Below are 14,633 nucleotides of genomic sequence, written 5' to 3'. Positions count from 1 at the left end.
CGGGAGCCCCGGCGCCGATACGCAGAACATCCTCCTACGCATCGGCGCCTTGCCGAGAAATCTATTCCCGCTTTCGGGCCGATCCTCTAGGCGTCGCGCTCCGCTTCCTCGGAGACGCCATCGATGTCCCTGGCTGCCCTGATCGGGTTCCTGCTGCTGACCGGCATGGCCGCCTATGTGCAGACGCTGACCGGCTTCGCCTTCGGGCTGATCGCGATGGGCGGCGTCGGCCTGACCGGCCTGCTCTCACTGCCGGATGCGGCGATGCTCATCAGCGCGCTCACGCTGGTCAATGCGACGCAGATGCTGCTCAAGGGCTGGCGCGATGTCGACTGGCGCAAGTTCGGATTGGTGCTGATCGCGAGCTGGCCCTTCGTCTTCATCGGCTTCCATCTGCTGGAATGGCTCGCCGCCAGCCGCGCCGACCTCCTGCGACTGGCGTTGGGTTTCGTGATCATCGTCTCCAGCCTGCAACTGGCGCGGAAACCGGACCCGCTCAAGCAGCCGTCGGGCGCGCCGAGCTACCTGTTCTTCGGCAGCATCGCGGGATTGATGAGCGGCATGTTCTCCACTGGAGGCCCGCCGCTGGTCTACCATTTTTATCGCCAGCCGATGCCGCTCGTCGTCGTCCGGGAAACGCTGGTGACGATCTTCGCGCTGAACGCCCTGTTCCGCACGGGACTCGTCATCGCCACCGACCAGATTCCCGCGCCATCGACGCTTTCAGGGCTCTTCGCCATTCCCGCGGTGATGCTGGGCACGCATCTGGCGCGGCGCTACCCGCCCCCGCTCACACAGGCCGCGATGCGGCAGATCGTGTTCCTGCTGCTGTTTTTGTCGGGCGTCTCGCTCGGCGCGCCAGCCGTCGCCCATCTACTCGGTTTCTGAAACCAGCCAATATCGCGCGAAATCACGCGCTATTACTTGCGCGTCAAATCATCCAGGAAAATCGATCAAAATTATTATCTCCAGAATATCAATATAAATAAAAATTCAATATATCTTTGTATTCAATTGACGCAAAAACTTAATCAAGATCAATTTTATTTTGATTTTCTTTTCTTTCAAGACGCTCTACATTAATTAGATATCCAACAAAACAACAAATCACCACATATCCAACTGCTGTATACTTATTTAAAAGACCGGTTAACTCTAAAATTACAGCAAATATCAGAAGCAAGATATTTGAGATAGTCAAAGACGACCAATTTTCAACCAGCCTTCCAATAACTACAATATAATTCCTCATCAATAATCCCATGAAACACTCACAAGCGATACACGATGATTAATTGCGCTCGATCTTGGAATATCAACTCAGAATAACGATAGATTCTCTACCGCATCCACCCTTTAAACGCCTCACCATCTGGCATCTTGCAACGACCGCGTCAGAACTGCGGCTCCTGCGGAGCCTGCGCGGCAAAGACCTGCTGGAAGACCTGCCCCCAGACATCCGGTGGCTGCGCACCGGAGACCGCGAGCTTGCCGTCGACGATGAAGAAGGGCACGCCGGTAACGCCGACCTTGCGAGCGTGATCCTCCAGTCCGATCACGGTCTCGCGCAGTTCGTCATTGGCGAGTTCATCGCGGGCGGCCTGCTCGTCGAAGCCCTGCTCGACCGCGATCTGGACCAGCGTCTCGATATCGCCGATGTCGCGGCCGTCCTGCCAATAGGCCCGGAACAGGGCGGCCGTCATGTCGCCGCCGCGCTGCACGGTGGAGGCGGCAGCGACCAGCATATGCGCCATGCGGGTGTTGACGCTCCGCGTCACCTTCCCCCAGTTGAAAGTGACGCCGCTCTCCAGCGCCGCTTCCGACAAACGGACCTCGATTTCCTTGCGCTTGCCCGGGCCGAACTTGCTTTCAAGATATTGCGTGCGGTCCATGCCCTCCTCGGGCATTTCCGGGTTCAGCTCATAGGGCAGCCAGGTGATGGCGAAGCGCTCGTTCAGGCCGTAGCGCTCCAGCGCCGTCTCCAGCCGGGCCTTGCCGATGAAGCACCAGGGGCAGGCGATGTCCGAGACGATCGCGAGCGGCATCTTGTCCTGCATATCGATATCCTCAGGTCTCAGGCGGGTAGCGATGCTGCCCACCGTGACGGTCTTCGGCGACCGCCTCCACGCCCGGCGTCTCGCAGCCGGAGAGGAAGGCGGGGCCGACCGGAATCTTGCCGGCACCGCCGGGGATGTCGAGGATATAGGTCGGCTGGCACAGGCCGGAAAGGTTTCCGCGCAGGCTTTTGACCAGCGCCTGCCCCTCTTCCAGCGTCAGCCGGAAATGCGAGGTTCCGGGCGCGAGATCGGGATGGTGCAGGTAATAGGGCTTGATGCGGTTCTCGACGAAGGCGCGCATCAACGCACCCAGCGTCTCGACATCGGCATTGACGCCCTTGAGCAGTACGGACTGGCTGATCAGGACATGGCCGGCATCGGCCAGCGTCGCGATCGCGGCGCGGGCGTCATCAGTGAATTCGCGCGGATGATTGGCGTGGATGGCGATATAGCTCGCCTTGCCGGGGATGCGCAGCGCCCGCGCATAATCCGGCGTGATCCGGCCGGGATCGACGACGGGCACGCGGGTATGCCAGCGCGCGACCTTGATATGCGGGATGCTGGCCAGGCGCTTGGCCACCTCACGCACGCGGCGGGCGGAGAGGATGAAGGGATCGCCGCCGGTCATGATCACCTCCCAGATCTCGGGACGGGAGGCGAGATAGGCGAGCGCGGCGTCGAGTTTCGCACCGGTCAGCGCATCGCCGCCGGGACCGACCATCTCGCGCCGGAAGCAGAAGCGGCAATAGACCGGGCAGGCATGGACGAGCTTAAGAAGCGCGCGGTCGGGATAGCGATGAACCACGCCCTCAACCGGGGAATGGGCGTCGTCACCGATCGGATCCACCAGCTCCTGCGGCAGCGTCGTGAGCTCGGCCGCGTCGGGGACGAACTGGCGCGCGATGGGGTCGGCCGGATCAGCCGGATCGATCAGCCCGGCGACGGCCGGCGTCACCGAAACGGCATAGCGCTCCGCCACCTTTTGCAGCGCTTCGCGGCGCTCAGGCGCGGCCAAGCCGGCCTCGACGAGCGCGTCGATGCTGCGCAGCGGCTGGCCACCGGGGGGCTGATGAACGGTCATGCCCCTCCCCTGCCCGGTTCCGCGACCGGCGTCCAGAGCACATCCTCGATCCGGCGTGCGCCGACGCAAAGCATGACGAGCCGGTCGAAGCCGAGCGCGATGCCGGATGCCGCCGGCATCAGCGCCAGCGCTTCCAGGAAATCCTCGTCGACCGGATAGCGCTCGCCATAGATGCGCTCCTTCTCGTCCATATCGGCCTCGAAACGGCGGCGCTGCTCGGCCGGATCGGTCAGCTCGCCGAAGGCATTGGCAAGCTCGACGCCGCAAGCATAGAGCTCGAAGCGCTCGGCCACGCGCGGATCGCCGGGCTTCGGCCTTGCGAGCGCAGCCTCGCTGATCGGGTATTCGCAGAGGATCGTGGCGCGGCCGCGGCCGAGATGCGGCTCGATGCGCTCGGACAGGACACGGCTGAAGATGTCGGACCATGTATCGTCTTCGGCGACCCGGATACCGGCCTCGATCGCATCGGCGGCGAGCCCGCCGCGATCGAACTCCTGATCGGCTGTCACCGTGCGCAGCAGGTCGATCCCGGCATGACGCCTGAAAGCCTCCTGCAAGGTCAGCCGTTCAGGCTCGGCGAAGGGGTCGGCCTCGATACCCCGCCAGCGCAGCATCGTCGCGCCGGTGGCACGCGCCGCCTCAGCCATCAGAGCCGCGCAGTCCTGCATCAGCGCCTCATAACCCTCGCCGGCCCGATACCATTCCAGCATCGTGAACTCGGGATGATGCAGGGCCGTGCGCTCGCGATTGCGGAAGACGCGAGCGAAATCGAAGATGCGGGTCTCGCCGGCCGCGAGCAGCTTCTTGGCCGCGAATTCCGGCGAGGTGTGCAGGTAATAGGGGTGAGCCTCGGCCGCATTGTCGATCAGCGTCGTGCTGAAGCCGTGCAGATGCGTCTCGTTGCCGGGCGAGAGCTGCAGGATCGCCGCCTCGACCTCGGTGAAGTCGCGGGCCTCGAACCAGCGCCGCAGCGCCGTCTTGATCCGCCCGCGCGCCTGCAAGGCCGGGCGCCGGTCAGCATGGACATCGGGTCGCCAGAACGGCGTCGGGGACGAACTCATCGAATCTCGCGTCAGAACTGTCGGGAAGCTTCCGTTTCGCGCGCGAATGCGGTAGTTGCGCGGCGACAGGAATTCGCATAGCGCGCGAAAACGCCGCGCACCAGCAAGGACATTCACGTGGTCAAGGTCATCGCCTCTTCCGTCCGCAAGGGCAACGTCCTCGAGCTCGACGGACATCTCTGTACCGTCATCTCGGCCGAGAGCTTCTTCCCCGGCAAGGGCACCCCGACGACGCAGATCGACATGCGCCGCATCTCCGACGGCACCAAGATGACGCAGCGCTACAAGACGACCGAACAGGTCGAGCGCGCCTATGTCGAAGACCGCGACTTCACCTATCTCTACCAGGACGGCGAGCAATACGTCTTCATGAACCCGGAGACCTACGACCAGATCCCGGTCGACAAGGACGTGATCGGCGACGCCGCTCCCTATCTCCAGGAGAACATGAAGGTCTCGCTCTCGGTGTTCGAGGACAAGGCCGTCGCGATCGAACTGCCGCAACGCGTGACGCTCGAGGTCATCGAGACCGAACCGGTGACCAAGGGCCAGACGGCTTCCTCCTCCTACAAGCCGGCGATCCTCTCGAACGGCGTGCGCAGCGCCGTTCCGCCGCATGTCGGCGTCGGCACCCGCGTCGTCGTGATGACGGCCGACGGCTCCTATGTCGAGCGCGCGAAGGACTAACCTCTCGCGTGCAGAGCGCAGGAGAAAGTTATCCTCTATAGCTTTACGCAGCGGGCCCTTTCCGGGCCCGTTGTCGTTTCCGAGGACATCATGACGCTCACAGTCAAGGCCGCCGCCCTTTCCGGCTTCGTGCAGACGCTCAAGGCGCTCGACGCCATTCTCGACAAGGCCGTCACCCAGGCCGAGACCCGCAAGATCCAGCCCGAGGTGCTGCTGACGGCTCGTCTCGCGCCGGACATGCTGGCCTTCACCCGCCAGATCCAGCTCTGCTGCGACTTCGCCAAGAACGCGGTCGCGCGCCTCTCCGGCGGCGAGAACCCGCGCTTCCCCGATGAGGAGAAGAGCTTCCCGGAGCTGAAGGAGCGCATCGCCAAGACGCTCGCCTTCATCGCCGCGGCCGATGGCGCCACGCTCGATGCCGGGCTTGCCCGCGAGGTCACCTTCCCGCGCGGCCCCTCGGCGACCGCAACGATGACGGGCGAGGGCTATCTCACCCGCTTCGCCATCCCGAACTTCTATTTCCACGCCACGACGGCCTATGACATCCTGCGCCAGAACGGCTTCCAGATCGGCAAGCAGGACTTCCTGCTCGGCGTCTTCGACGCCTGAGGCTCGCCTTCCGATATGAGCGCGACGCCGGCCATCACGATCGAGCGTGCTTCTCCCCGGGATGCCGGGGAGATCAGCGCGCTCTATCTGGCGTCGCGCGCGGAGGCCCTGCCCTATCTGCGCCGCGTCCATAGCGACGACGAGGTACGGAGCTGGATCGCGCATGTCAGGCTCGCCACCGGGGAGGCCTGGGTCGCGCGGGAGGCCGGGCGCATCCTCGGCTTCCTCTGCCTTGACGGCGAGGATCTCGACCAGCTCTACCTGCTGCCGGGCCAGCTCAGGCGCGGCATCGGCTCGCTGCTGCTTGCCAAAGCCAGGGAACGCAGTCCGGAAAGGCTCCACCTGTTCACCTTCCAGCGGAACACGGCGGCCCGCGCCTTCTACGAGCGTCACGGCTTCCGCCTCGTCGATCTCAACGACGGCGATCGCAACGAAGAGGGCGAGCCGGACGCGCTTTACGAGTGGCGCCGATCTTTTTCGGGCGAGCCCTTGTAATCGGGAAGACCGGTTCCCATTTCAGGCTCACGACGATGTCGAGAGCGTTCCACGGCTCTCCATTGTCGCTGAAGACGGCCATGAGCCGAACGTGTGACGCCGGATGTACGCGCACCGTTCCGCTGCATGGCCGTTGGCATTTCTGGGGTATTCATCCGTCATGGTCGGGCTTGTTCCGACCATCCACGTCTTCGTTCCCGCAACGCCGCGCCCAAGACGTGGATGCTCGCCACAAGGGCGAGCATGACGCCGCGGCTTTTCTCACCCCTGCAAAAACGGGTTGTTCTGCCGCTCCTCGCCCAGCGTGCTCGCCGGGCCATGGCCGGGCAGGAACTGGACGTCGTCGCCGAGCGGCAGGAGCTTGGTCTTGATCCCCGAGATCAGCGCCTCGTGATCGCCATAGGGAAAGTCGGTGCGACCGACAGAGCCGGCGAAGACGGTGTCGCCCGCCAGCAGGAAGCGCAGGTCCTTCTGGAAGAAGGTGACATGGCCCGGCGAATGGCCCGGCACATGCGCGACCGCGAAGGTGAGGTCGCCGAGCGTGACCGTGTCGCCATCCTTCAGCCAGCGCGTCGGCACGACCGCCCTCATGCCATGGACATCGAAGCGCAGCCCCTGCTCCGGCAGGGCGTCGAGCAGAGGCTTGTCGCCCTCGTGCGGCCCGATGATCGGGATCGACAGCGCTTCGGCCAATTCGGTGGCGCCGCCGGCATGGTCGAGATGGCCGTGGGTCAGCCAGATCGCGACCGGCGTGACGCCGAGCTCCTTGATGGCCGCCTGCAGGCGCGGCACGTCGCCGCCGGGATCGACGATCGCCGCCTCGTTGGACTTGGGCTCCCAGACGATCGAGCAATTCTGCTGGAACGGCGTCACCGGCACGACGGCAATCTGAAGCGGCGGCTGCTGGTCGGTCATGCGGGTGCTTTCGGATCCATGTGAGCGTGCGGAATGCGCGAACCTACCGTCCGCCGCAGCGACTGGCGATCAGTGCGCGGTAATTCACCAGCTCGGAATCCATCTCCGCGACATTGCGCGCACGTTCCGGCTCGCCCTGGCAGGTGGCGAAGACCGAGCGGGCCTTCTGGAGATAGGCGACATGCTCGCGCCAGGTCCGGCATTGCGTCGCCTGGTCGGCACTCGCCACACCTGCAAGCCGCGTCTGCTGGACGCGGAAACCAGCCTCGTTCTGGAAGAGATCGCGCGAGCAGGTCGCCGGGCGCGACTGCTGCGCCAGCACGGGAGCGGCCAGAAGGAGCGTCGCGACAGTCAGCGCGACCCTCATCCGAGGTTCAGCTCCTTGAAGAAGTCGTTGCCCTTGTCGTCGATGACGATGAAGGCGGGGAAATCCTCGACCTCGATCCGCCAGACCGCCTCCATGCCGAGTTCGGCATATTCGAGGACCTCGACCTTGCGGATGCAGTCCTGCGCCAGACGCGCGGCCGGGCCGCCGATCGAGCCGAGATAGAAGCCGCCATGGACCTTGCAGGCCTCGCGCACGGCCGCCGAGCGATTGCCCTTGGCGAGCATCACCATCGAGCCGCCGAAGGACTGGAACTGATCGACGAAGGAATCCATGCGGCCGGCCGTGGTCGGACCGAAGGAGCCCGAGGCAAAACCCTCCGGCGTCTTGGCCGGGCCGGCATAATAGACCGGGTGGTTCTTGAAATAGTCGGGCATGCCCTCGCCGCGCTCCAGCCGCTCGCGGATCTTGGCATGGGCAAGGTCGCGGGCGACGACGATCGTGCCGGTCAGCGACAGGCGCGTCTTGACCGGATGCTTCGACAGCGTCGCGAGGATCTCGCTCATCGGCTGGTTGAGGGCGATCTTGACCACGGAGCCGCCGAGCGCCGCTTCGTCGACATCCGGCAGGTACTTGGAGGGATCGGTCTCCAGCGCCTCCAGGAAGATGCCGTCCTTGGTGATCTTGCCCTTGGCCTGGCGATCCGCCGAGCAGGAGACGCCGAGCCCGATCGGCAGCGAGGCGCCGTGGCGCGGCAGGCGGATGACGCGGACATCGTGGCAGAAATACTTGCCGCCGAACTGCGCGCCGACGCCGAGCGCCTGCGTCATCTTGTGGACCTCTTCCTCCATTTCGAGGTCGCGGAAGGCGTGGCCCGAAGGCGAGCCCTTGGTCGGCAGCGCGTCGAGATATTTGGTCGAGGCGAGCTTCACCGTCTTGAGGTTCTGCTCGGCCGAGGTGCCGCCGATGACGATGGCGAGGTGATAGGGCGGGCAGGCGGCGGTGCCCAGCGTCAGGATCTTCTCCTTCAGGAACGCCATCATGCGGTCCTTGGTCAGGAGCGAGGGCGTCGCCTGATAGAGGAAGGTCTTGTTGGCCGAGCCGCCGCCCTTGCAGACGAAGAGGAATTTATAAGCGTCCTCGCCCTCGGCGTAGATGTCGATCTGTGCCGGCAGGTTGGTCGCGGTGTTCTTCTCCTCGAACATCGAGAGCGGCGCGAGCTGCGAATAGCGCAGGTTGCGCTTGAAATAGGCGTCCGCCACGCCCTCGCCGAGCGCAGCCTCGTCCTCGCCATCGGTCCAGACCTTGCGGCCCTTCTTGCCCATGATGATCGCGGTACCGGTGTCCTGGCACATCGGCAGCACGCCGCCTGCGGCGATGTTGGCGTTCTTCAAGAGATCATAGGCGACGAACTTGTCGTTCGAGGTCGCCTCGGGATCGTCGAGGATCTTGCCGAGCTGGGCGAGATGGCCGGGGCGCAGCAGGTGGTTGATATCGATGAAAGCCTGTTCGGAAAGCTGGCGGATCGCCTCGCGCGAGACGCTCAGGACCTCGCGGTCGCCGATCTTCTCGACGCTGACGCCCTCGCTGCCGAGCTTGCGATAGGGCGTCGTATCCTCGCCGAGCGGGAAGAGATCGACATGCGTATAGGCCATGACCAGCGGCTCCGAAACAAGGTGCGCCGCGTTCGGGACATGGAAGACGCGGCGCCGATCCAGCCGGGGTCATAGCCCGTCGGCCGGGAACGTCCAAGCAGTCTTTAATCCGTCTAGGCTGAGAGCGGAGTTGTACGACAAGGCCAATTGGCGGATTGCTTCTGATCGCACCCTCTTGTCATTCCGGGGCGCGCCGCAGGCGCGAACCCGGAACCCACGACGGGGTGAAACATCCGTTGTCTGGTTATTTAAGGCGGCTCACCCGGTCGTGGGTTCCGGGTTCTTCGCTGTGCGAAGCCCCGGAATGACAAAGGGTGTGATTCGATGCCGCCAGGATCGAATATTGACGGTTCAAGCCGCTTGCGCGGCCGATTCGGCGAGGATCGCGTAGATCGCCGCGGGGTCGCGGATCTTGCGGACCTGTTCCAAAACGGACTGGTTGCGCAGCACGCGCGCGACGCGGGCGAGCGCCTTGAGGTGGTCGGCGCCGTCGCCCTCGGGCGCGATCAGCACGAAGATGATGTCGACCGGCTGGCCGTCGAGTGCGTCGAAATCGATCGGCTTCTCGGTGCGGGCGAAGAGACCGACGAGGCGGTCGATACCCGGCATCCGGCCGTGCGGGATGGCGATGCCATCGCCGATGCCGGTCGAGCCGAGGCGCTCGCGCTGGAGCAAGGCTTCGAACAACTCGCGGTCCGGAAGGCCCGTCAGCGTGGCGGCATGCTGGGCAAGCTCCTGCAGAGCCTGCTTCTTGCCGTTGGCCCGCAGCGGCGAGATCACCGCGGCGGGGCTCAGAAGATCGGTCAGCGTCATTCGCCCGTCCATGCATGTCCCGTGCCGGCCGAAAAGCCGTCGGCACGGGTCAGGTTCGACGGCCGGAGCGGATCGCCCGCCGGCCTTAGGACAGCGATGCCGGCGGATCGATCCAGCCGATATTGCCGTCGCGGCGGCGGTATACGATGTTCATGCGACCATTGCCAGCGTGGCGGAAGACGACAACCGGCGCACCCGTCAGGTCGAGCTCGGCAACAGCGTCGCTAACCGTCCTGACATGCAGGGATTTGGTCGATTCCGCGACGATCACCGGGTTATCGGCGGCAGTAGACCCGTCGAAATCCTCGATATCGTCATCGGGGGCCGCGATCACATAGCTGGGGATTTCGATCCCGACATCGCGGCCATTGGCACTCGAACGGTCCTTCAGCCTGCGCTTGTAGCGTCGCAGCCGCTTCTCGATGCGCTCAGCCATCTTGTCGAGGCTGGCATAGGGATCGTGCGCGGTGGCGGAGGCTTCCAGCGTGATCCCGGAGGAGAGGTGCAGGACGCCATCGGTGCGGAAGGCAGTGCCGTCCTTGTCGACCGTGACATGGCCCTGATAGCCACCCTCGTAATATTTGCTGACCGCCGCAGCGACCCGCTCCTCGGCCTGGCCGCGGAGCGCCTCGCCGACATCGAGATTCTTGCCGGAGATTCGCAAGCTCATGGAGTGCTTCCCCTTGGTTAGCCATGGCCCTGTTCGGCCATCTCTAGGAGCTAAGAACCGGGAGTCGGGGTTGTCAATGAGCCGGCGCAATCATGACGCGCATGCGCAGGGCCTTTGGAACAAATTCGCTTAACGTTCTGCCGCCGCCATCGCGACCTTCTCGCGCCGCCGCTCCATCGAGGACGGGATTCTCAGGGATTCGCGGTATTTCGCCACAGTACGCCGGGCGATATCGATGCCACCGTCCTTCAACCGGGTCACAATGGCATCATCAGAGAGAACCGCCGAGGGACTCTCGTCGTCGATCATCTGCTTGATCCGGAAGCGCACGGCTTCCGCCGAATGCGCCTCGCCATAGCCGGTCGCGGCAATCGCAGCCGAGAAAAAGTATTTCATTTCGAAGACCCCGCGCGAGCAGGTCAGGTATTTGTTCGAGGTGACGCGCGATACGGTTGATTCGTGCATGGCGATGGCGTCTGCCACGGTCTTGAGGTTGAGCGGGCGCAGATGCTCGACGCCATGGGCGAAGAAGCCGTCCTGCTGGCGCACGATCTCGCTCGCAACCTTCAGGATCGTCCGGGCGCGCTGCTCCAGCGAGCGGGTCAGCCAGTTCGCGGTCTGCAGGCATTCGGCGATGAAGGCCCTGTCCTCGTCGCTGCGAGCCGCCCTCGAGACGCGCGCGTGATAGGTCTGGTTGACCAGCAGGCGCGGCAGGGTGTCGGGGTTGAGGTCGATCAGCCAGGAGCCGTCCGGAGCGGCGCGAATGAAGACATCCGGCACCACGGTCTCGGCGGCCGAGCCGCCGAAGGCACGGCCGGGCTTTGGGTCGAGGCGGCGGATCTCCCCGACCATGTCGGCGATATCCTCGTCATCGACGCGGCAGAGGCGCTTCAAGGCGGCGAAATCGCGCTTGGCGACGAGCGGCAGGTTCGCGACGAGCATCTGCATGGCCGGGTCGAAGCGATCGCGGTCGCGCAACTGGATGGCCAGGCATTCGGCGACGTCGCGAGCCGCGACCCCGGAGGGATCGAACCCCTGGACGACACGCAACACGGCCTCGACCCTGTCGATGGCGACGCCAAGGCGTTCGGCTATCTCCGGGAGCGGCTCCCCGAGATAGCCGCTATCGTCGACCGCATCGATGATGTGGCGGCCGATGATGCGCTCAGCCGGCGTCACGACGGCGAGGTCGAGCTGCGCGACCAGGTGGTCGTGCAGCGAAGCATCCGCCGTCAGGCTGCTCTCGAAACCCTCGGGATCGCCGTCGAAGGACCCGCCCGTCGCGCCATAGGCGCCGCCCACGATCGGCAGGCTGTCGGCGCCACCCGCCTCGCTGCGGGCGGTTGTCGGCTGTTCGTTCTGGAAGACGTTGTCGAGGCCGGTGCCGAGCCTACCTTCCATGCCCTCCTGCGTGTGCAGGCTCTCGGCCTTGGCGAAGCTCTCGGCGTCGGCGGCCTGAGGGTTGTCGGCATCCTCGGAGCGCGCCGGCTGCCCTTGGGCTTCATCGCGCTCCAGCAAGGGATTGCGTTCCAGCTCGCCCTCGACAAAATTCTGGAGTTCGAGATGCGAAAGCTGCAGGAGCTTGATCGCCTGCAGCAACTGCGGCGTCATCACCAGGGACTGTCCCTGGCGCAGCTCCATGCGCGGCATCATCGCCATACGCGAAAGGCCCTTCCCGCTCGCGCACCATCGGCACGCTTCTTGCTTGCGGAAGGGACACTAGCGCCGGCTCACCGCCGCGTCAAAGGCTCACCCATGCCTGCGGCCGGAATTCTGGTGCACCGCAGCAAAACGGCAGCGACGCGCAGGCTCCACCGCCTCAGAGACGGAAATCCTCACCCAGATAGACGCGCCTGACATCCGGGTTCGCGATGATCTCGGCCGGAGAGCCTTCGGTCAGCACGCGCCCGGAATGGATGATGTAGGCGCGATCGACGAGACCGAGCGTCTCGCGGACATTGTGATCGGTGATGAGCACGCCGATGCCGCGATCGGTGAGCTGCCGCACCAGCGCCTGGATATCGCCAACCGCGATCGGATCGATACCCGCGAAGGGCTCGTCGAGCAGGATGAAGGAAGGCTTGCCGGCGAGCGCGCGGGCGATCTCGCAGCGGCGGCGCTCGCCGCCCGAGAGCGCGATCGAGGGCGCCTTGCGCAGACGGGCAATCGTGAATTCTTCGAGCAATTGGTCGAGCTGGCGCTCGCGCGCCTTGCGGTCGGGCTCGACCACCTCCAGCACTGAGCGGATATTGTCCTCGACCGACAGGCCGCGGAAGATCGAGGCCTCCTGTGGGAGATAGCCGATACCGAGCCGCGCGCGCTGGTACATCGGCAGAGCGGTGATGTCGTTGCCCTCGAGCGAGATGATGCCGGCATCGGCCGCCACGAGGCCGGTGATCATGTAGAAGATCGTGGTCTTGCCGGCACCGTTGGGACCGAGCAGGCCGACCGCCTCGCCCTGACGCAGATGAAGGCTGGCATCGGACACGACGGCACGGCCGCCATAGCTCTTGCGCAGACCGGAAACCGCGAGGATTCCAGCCCCGCCGATGGCTGCGACGCTAGAAGCACCCGGCCGGGCCACCTCCTGCTCACGACTACCGAACAGACCACGCAAGCGACCGAAGACACCCGGCTGTTGCGGGCGCGGAGCCGGGCGCGCCGGCGGGGCCATGGGGCGAGGCGCTTCGGAAACGGTCACTTGCGGCACGATCAGTTGGTAGGCTTGGGCGCCGGCTGAGCCGGCTTGGCGCCGGGCTTGCCGGCATCGGTCTTGTTGGCGTCGTTCGGCACGAACAGGCCCTGCACGCGCCCGCCTTCGACATTGGCGACGCCGGTGACGGTGTCATAGGTCAGCTTCTGGCCACGGGTCACATTGGGCCCGTCGTTCAACGCGACGTTGCCGGTCATGATGACGAGGTTCCGGGAGCGGTCGAACTCGGCATTGTCGGAGGTCGCAGCCTGCGTCTTCGAGACCACGGTCACCGGGCCCTTGCACAGGATGCGCTTGATCGAGCTGTCATTGCCCGCTCCCGCCGCTGCGGGTGCCGGCGTCGCGGCTGCCGGGGCCGGCGTCGCCGGACGACCGGCGGTTCCGCCCGGGCCGCCGCGGCCCTCGTAGAGCACGGTCATCACGGTGCAGCGAACCGTCGTCTCGCCCTGCACGGCCACGACATTGCCCGAGAAGACCGCCTTGTTCTCCTTGTCGACCACGTCGAGCTTGTCGGCATCGATCTTGATCGGTTCCTTGCTGTCGCCGCCGAGCCCGCCCAGCGCCGAGGACGCGCCCCGCTGCTTGGCCGGGGCCGCCTGAGCAAAAGCTTCCTGGGGAGCACCGAGCAGCGCGAATCCGGCCGCAAGGAGCAGCGCGGCGTCGCGGGCATGCGCGAAACGGAGCATCTGGCCAACCTTGGTCATGTCACTGTCTCTTCCCATTCCCGGCGTCGCCTGCCGGTACCCCATCCGCGGGGGGAACCCGATTCGCGTTCAGCAGTTCCGGCATCGGCGTGCTGCCCTCGCGTTCGGGGCCGGCGAGCGTACCTGCTGGCGCGTTCCGGATGAAGACCCGCACCCGCCCCTCGAAAGCGATCAACTCGCCATTGTTCTTCACGTCAAGTGTGTCGGCATCGACGGTAGTCTCACCGAGGCTGACCTTGACGGGTTCCTTCGAGACCACGGTGCCGGATTTGAAGTCGACATCGGCCGTCTTCATCTGCATATCGTGGCCGTTCTCGGTGCGGATCTTGACGTCGTCGACGAGACGCAGCTTCTCCTTCTGCGTGTCGAAGAGGCCCGTCTTCGCGTTCACCGTCACCCAGCCTTCGCGCTCCATCTGGATGCGCGCCGTCAGCGCCTGCAGCTCGATCTGCGTCGGGTTCCGGATCTCCTGGAACGCGTTCACGGCCGTGACCTGGTAGGGCCGATTATCCTTGCGGTAGCCCGAGAGCTTCGGCGTCTCCATCCTGACCTTGCCGCCGGTGATGCCGACGGAGCTGACCGAGACATTCGCCAGCTTGCCGCCGAGCGGCGACAGGAAGGGAATCACGACCAGCGCGAGCACCAGCGTCACGGCGGCGACGGGAATGACCCAGCGCAGCAGATGCACCAGCCGCGTATGGCGCCGCGCCGCTCCGAAGGCCGCGCGACGGCGCGCCGCCTGCGCGGACAGCCCGGCCGCCGGGTCGTTGAAGGTCATTGCCAAAGTCATGTCCCGCGCAATGGCAGCCGCTCACGGCATTTTCGTGTCACAGGACAGGCCACATCGC

17 protein-coding genes are annotated in these 14,633 nt (G+C 65.1%); 4 read left to right on the top strand and 13 right to left on the bottom strand.

Going from position 1 to position 14,633, the window contains the following annotated elements; translation table 11 throughout:
* Positions 1-123: 123 nt before the first annotated feature.
* The gene (locus ACODTJ_RS00850) at positions 124-888 is read left to right on the top strand and encodes a TSUP family transporter (RefSeq protein WP_454658139.1); all 765 of its coding nucleotides are present in this window, start codon (positions 124-126) and stop codon (positions 886-888) included.
* A 139-nt stretch (positions 889-1,027) separates the two neighbouring features.
* On the opposite strand, the gene ACODTJ_RS00845 is transcribed toward ACODTJ_RS00850, so the two are convergent.
* The 4 genes from ACODTJ_RS00845 to epmA form a co-directional block, all read right to left on the bottom strand.
* The gene (locus ACODTJ_RS00845) at positions 1,028-1,252 is read right to left on the bottom strand and encodes a hypothetical protein (protein ID WP_454658140.1); all 225 of its coding nucleotides are present in this window, start codon (positions 1,250-1,252) and stop codon (positions 1,028-1,030) included.
* 142 nt (positions 1,253-1,394) lie between these two features.
* Positions 1,395-2,057, bottom strand: a complete 663-nt coding sequence (locus tag ACODTJ_RS00840) for a DsbA family oxidoreductase (protein WP_454658141.1) — start codon at positions 2,055-2,057, stop codon at positions 1,395-1,397.
* A gap of 10 nt (positions 2,058-2,067) precedes the next feature.
* On the bottom strand, positions 2,068-3,138 hold the full coding sequence (locus tag ACODTJ_RS00835) for a lysine-2,3-aminomutase-like protein (RefSeq protein ID WP_454658142.1): 1,071 nt from the start codon (positions 3,136-3,138) through the stop codon (positions 2,068-2,070).
* Entirely contained in the window at positions 3,135-4,199 is a 1,065-nt protein-coding gene (gene epmA / locus ACODTJ_RS00830; RefSeq protein ID WP_454658143.1) for an EF-P lysine aminoacylase EpmA, read from the bottom strand. Before epmA ends, ACODTJ_RS00835 begins: the two co-directional genes overlap by 4 nt.
* Positions 4,200-4,316: 117 nt before the next feature.
* Here epmA and efp point away from each other — a divergent pair, with 117 nt between their 5' ends.
* The 3 genes from efp (at position 4,317) to ACODTJ_RS00815 (ending at position 5,990) form a co-directional block, all read left to right on the top strand.
* Complete coding sequence (gene efp / locus ACODTJ_RS00825) at positions 4,317-4,886, top strand: elongation factor P (RefSeq protein WP_454658144.1); 570 nt, start codon at positions 4,317-4,319, stop codon at positions 4,884-4,886.
* Positions 4,887-4,976: 90 nt separating this feature from the next.
* On the top strand, positions 4,977-5,495 hold the full coding sequence (locus ACODTJ_RS00820) for a DUF1993 domain-containing protein (protein ID WP_454658145.1): 519 nt from the start codon (positions 4,977-4,979) through the stop codon (positions 5,493-5,495).
* A gap of 15 nt (positions 5,496-5,510) precedes the next feature.
* Positions 5,511-5,990, top strand: coding sequence for a GNAT family N-acetyltransferase (locus ACODTJ_RS00815; RefSeq protein WP_454658146.1), 480 nt, complete (start codon positions 5,511-5,513; stop codon positions 5,988-5,990).
* Between the two features lie 261 nt (positions 5,991-6,251).
* Here ACODTJ_RS00815 and ACODTJ_RS00810 read toward each other — a convergent pair whose 3' ends face one another.
* The 9 genes from ACODTJ_RS00810 to lptC form a co-directional block, all read right to left on the bottom strand.
* On the bottom strand, positions 6,252-6,905 hold the full coding sequence (locus ACODTJ_RS00810) for an MBL fold metallo-hydrolase (protein WP_454658147.1): 654 nt from the start codon (positions 6,903-6,905) through the stop codon (positions 6,252-6,254).
* Positions 6,906-6,948: 43 nt separating this feature from the next.
* Positions 6,949-7,272, bottom strand: a complete 324-nt coding sequence (locus ACODTJ_RS00805; protein ID WP_454658148.1) for a hypothetical protein — start codon at positions 7,270-7,272, stop codon at positions 6,949-6,951.
* Positions 7,269-8,885, bottom strand: a complete 1,617-nt coding sequence (locus tag ACODTJ_RS00800; protein WP_488847354.1) for a fumarate hydratase — start codon at positions 8,883-8,885, stop codon at positions 7,269-7,271. Before ACODTJ_RS00800 ends, ACODTJ_RS00805 begins: the two co-directional genes overlap by 4 nt.
* Positions 8,886-9,236: 351 nt before the next feature.
* Positions 9,237-9,698: a PTS IIA-like nitrogen regulatory protein PtsN gene (ptsN, locus tag ACODTJ_RS00795; RefSeq protein WP_488847352.1), complete on the bottom strand. Its 462-nt coding sequence runs from the start codon at positions 9,696-9,698 to the stop codon at positions 9,237-9,239.
* Positions 9,699-9,783: 85 nt separating this feature from the next.
* Positions 9,784-10,368, bottom strand: a complete 585-nt coding sequence (gene hpf / locus ACODTJ_RS00790) for a ribosome hibernation-promoting factor, HPF/YfiA family (RefSeq protein ID WP_454658151.1) — start codon at positions 10,366-10,368, stop codon at positions 9,784-9,786.
* Positions 10,369-10,497: 129 nt separating this feature from the next.
* Positions 10,498-12,027, bottom strand: coding sequence for an RNA polymerase factor sigma-54 (gene rpoN, locus ACODTJ_RS00785; RefSeq protein ID WP_454658152.1), 1,530 nt, complete (start codon positions 12,025-12,027; stop codon positions 10,498-10,500).
* Positions 12,028-12,187: 160 nt separating this feature from the next.
* Positions 12,188-13,042 carry an LPS export ABC transporter ATP-binding protein gene (gene lptB, locus ACODTJ_RS00780; RefSeq protein WP_454658153.1) on the bottom strand — a complete coding sequence of 285 codons (855 nt, stop codon included), beginning with the start codon at positions 13,040-13,042 and terminating at the stop codon, positions 12,188-12,190.
* Positions 13,043-13,080: 38 nt separating this feature from the next.
* Positions 13,081-13,785, bottom strand: a complete 705-nt coding sequence (locus ACODTJ_RS00775; RefSeq protein WP_454658154.1) for an LptA/OstA family protein — start codon at positions 13,783-13,785, stop codon at positions 13,081-13,083.
* Between the two features lies 1 nt (position 13,786).
* Positions 13,787-14,563: an LPS export ABC transporter periplasmic protein LptC gene (gene lptC, locus ACODTJ_RS00770; RefSeq protein ID WP_454658155.1), complete on the bottom strand. Its 777-nt coding sequence runs from the start codon at positions 14,561-14,563 to the stop codon at positions 13,787-13,789.
* Between the last annotated feature and the right edge of the window lie 70 nt (positions 14,564-14,633).

The organism is Allobosea sp. FG18, assembly GCF_057809495.1.
The sequence above is the reverse complement of the archived record's forward strand: the minus strand, read 5'-3'. Positions and strand labels throughout refer to the sequence as shown.

Excerpts from the sequence above, each read along its gene's own strand:
- ACODTJ_RS00805 (WP_454658148.1), bottom strand. The coding sequence starts at position 7,272 with ATGAGGGTCGCGCTGACTGTCGCGACGCTCCTTCTGGCCGCTCCCGTG.
- rpoN (WP_454658152.1), bottom strand. The coding sequence starts at position 12,027 with ATGGCGATGATGCCGCGCATGGAGCTGCGCCAGGGACAGTCCCTGGTG.
- ACODTJ_RS00850 (WP_454658139.1), top strand. The coding sequence starts at position 124 with ATGTCCCTGGCTGCCCTGATCGGGTTCCTGCTGCTGACCGGCATGGCC.
- lptC (WP_454658155.1), bottom strand. The coding sequence starts at position 14,563 with ATGACCTTCAACGACCCGGCGGCCGGGCTGTCCGCGCAGGCGGCGCGC.
- ACODTJ_RS00775 (WP_454658154.1), bottom strand. The coding sequence starts at position 13,785 with ATGACCAAGGTTGGCCAGATGCTCCGTTTCGCGCATGCCCGCGACGCC.
- hpf (WP_454658151.1), bottom strand. The coding sequence starts at position 10,368 with ATGAGCTTGCGAATCTCCGGCAAGAATCTCGATGTCGGCGAGGCGCTC.
- ACODTJ_RS00810 (WP_454658147.1), bottom strand. The coding sequence starts at position 6,905 with ATGACCGACCAGCAGCCGCCGCTTCAGATTGCCGTCGTGCCGGTGACG.
- ACODTJ_RS00835 (WP_454658142.1), bottom strand. The coding sequence starts at position 3,138 with ATGACCGTTCATCAGCCCCCCGGTGGCCAGCCGCTGCGCAGCATCGAC.
- ACODTJ_RS00845 (WP_454658140.1), bottom strand. The coding sequence starts at position 1,252 with ATGAGGAATTATATTGTAGTTATTGGAAGGCTGGTTGAAAATTGGTCG.
- ACODTJ_RS00800 (WP_488847354.1), bottom strand. The coding sequence starts at position 8,885 with ATGGCCTATACGCATGTCGATCTCTTCCCGCTCGGCGAGGATACGACG.
- lptB (WP_454658153.1), bottom strand. The coding sequence starts at position 13,042 with ATGGCCCCGCCGGCGCGCCCGGCTCCGCGCCCGCAACAGCCGGGTGTC.
- ACODTJ_RS00815 (WP_454658146.1), top strand. The coding sequence starts at position 5,511 with ATGAGCGCGACGCCGGCCATCACGATCGAGCGTGCTTCTCCCCGGGAT.
- ACODTJ_RS00820 (WP_454658145.1), top strand. The coding sequence starts at position 4,977 with ATGACGCTCACAGTCAAGGCCGCCGCCCTTTCCGGCTTCGTGCAGACG.
- ACODTJ_RS00840 (WP_454658141.1), bottom strand. The coding sequence starts at position 2,057 with ATGCAGGACAAGATGCCGCTCGCGATCGTCTCGGACATCGCCTGCCCC.
- epmA (WP_454658143.1), bottom strand. The coding sequence starts at position 4,199 with ATGAGTTCGTCCCCGACGCCGTTCTGGCGACCCGATGTCCATGCTGAC.
- ptsN (WP_488847352.1), bottom strand. The coding sequence starts at position 9,698 with ATGACGCTGACCGATCTTCTGAGCCCCGCCGCGGTGATCTCGCCGCTG.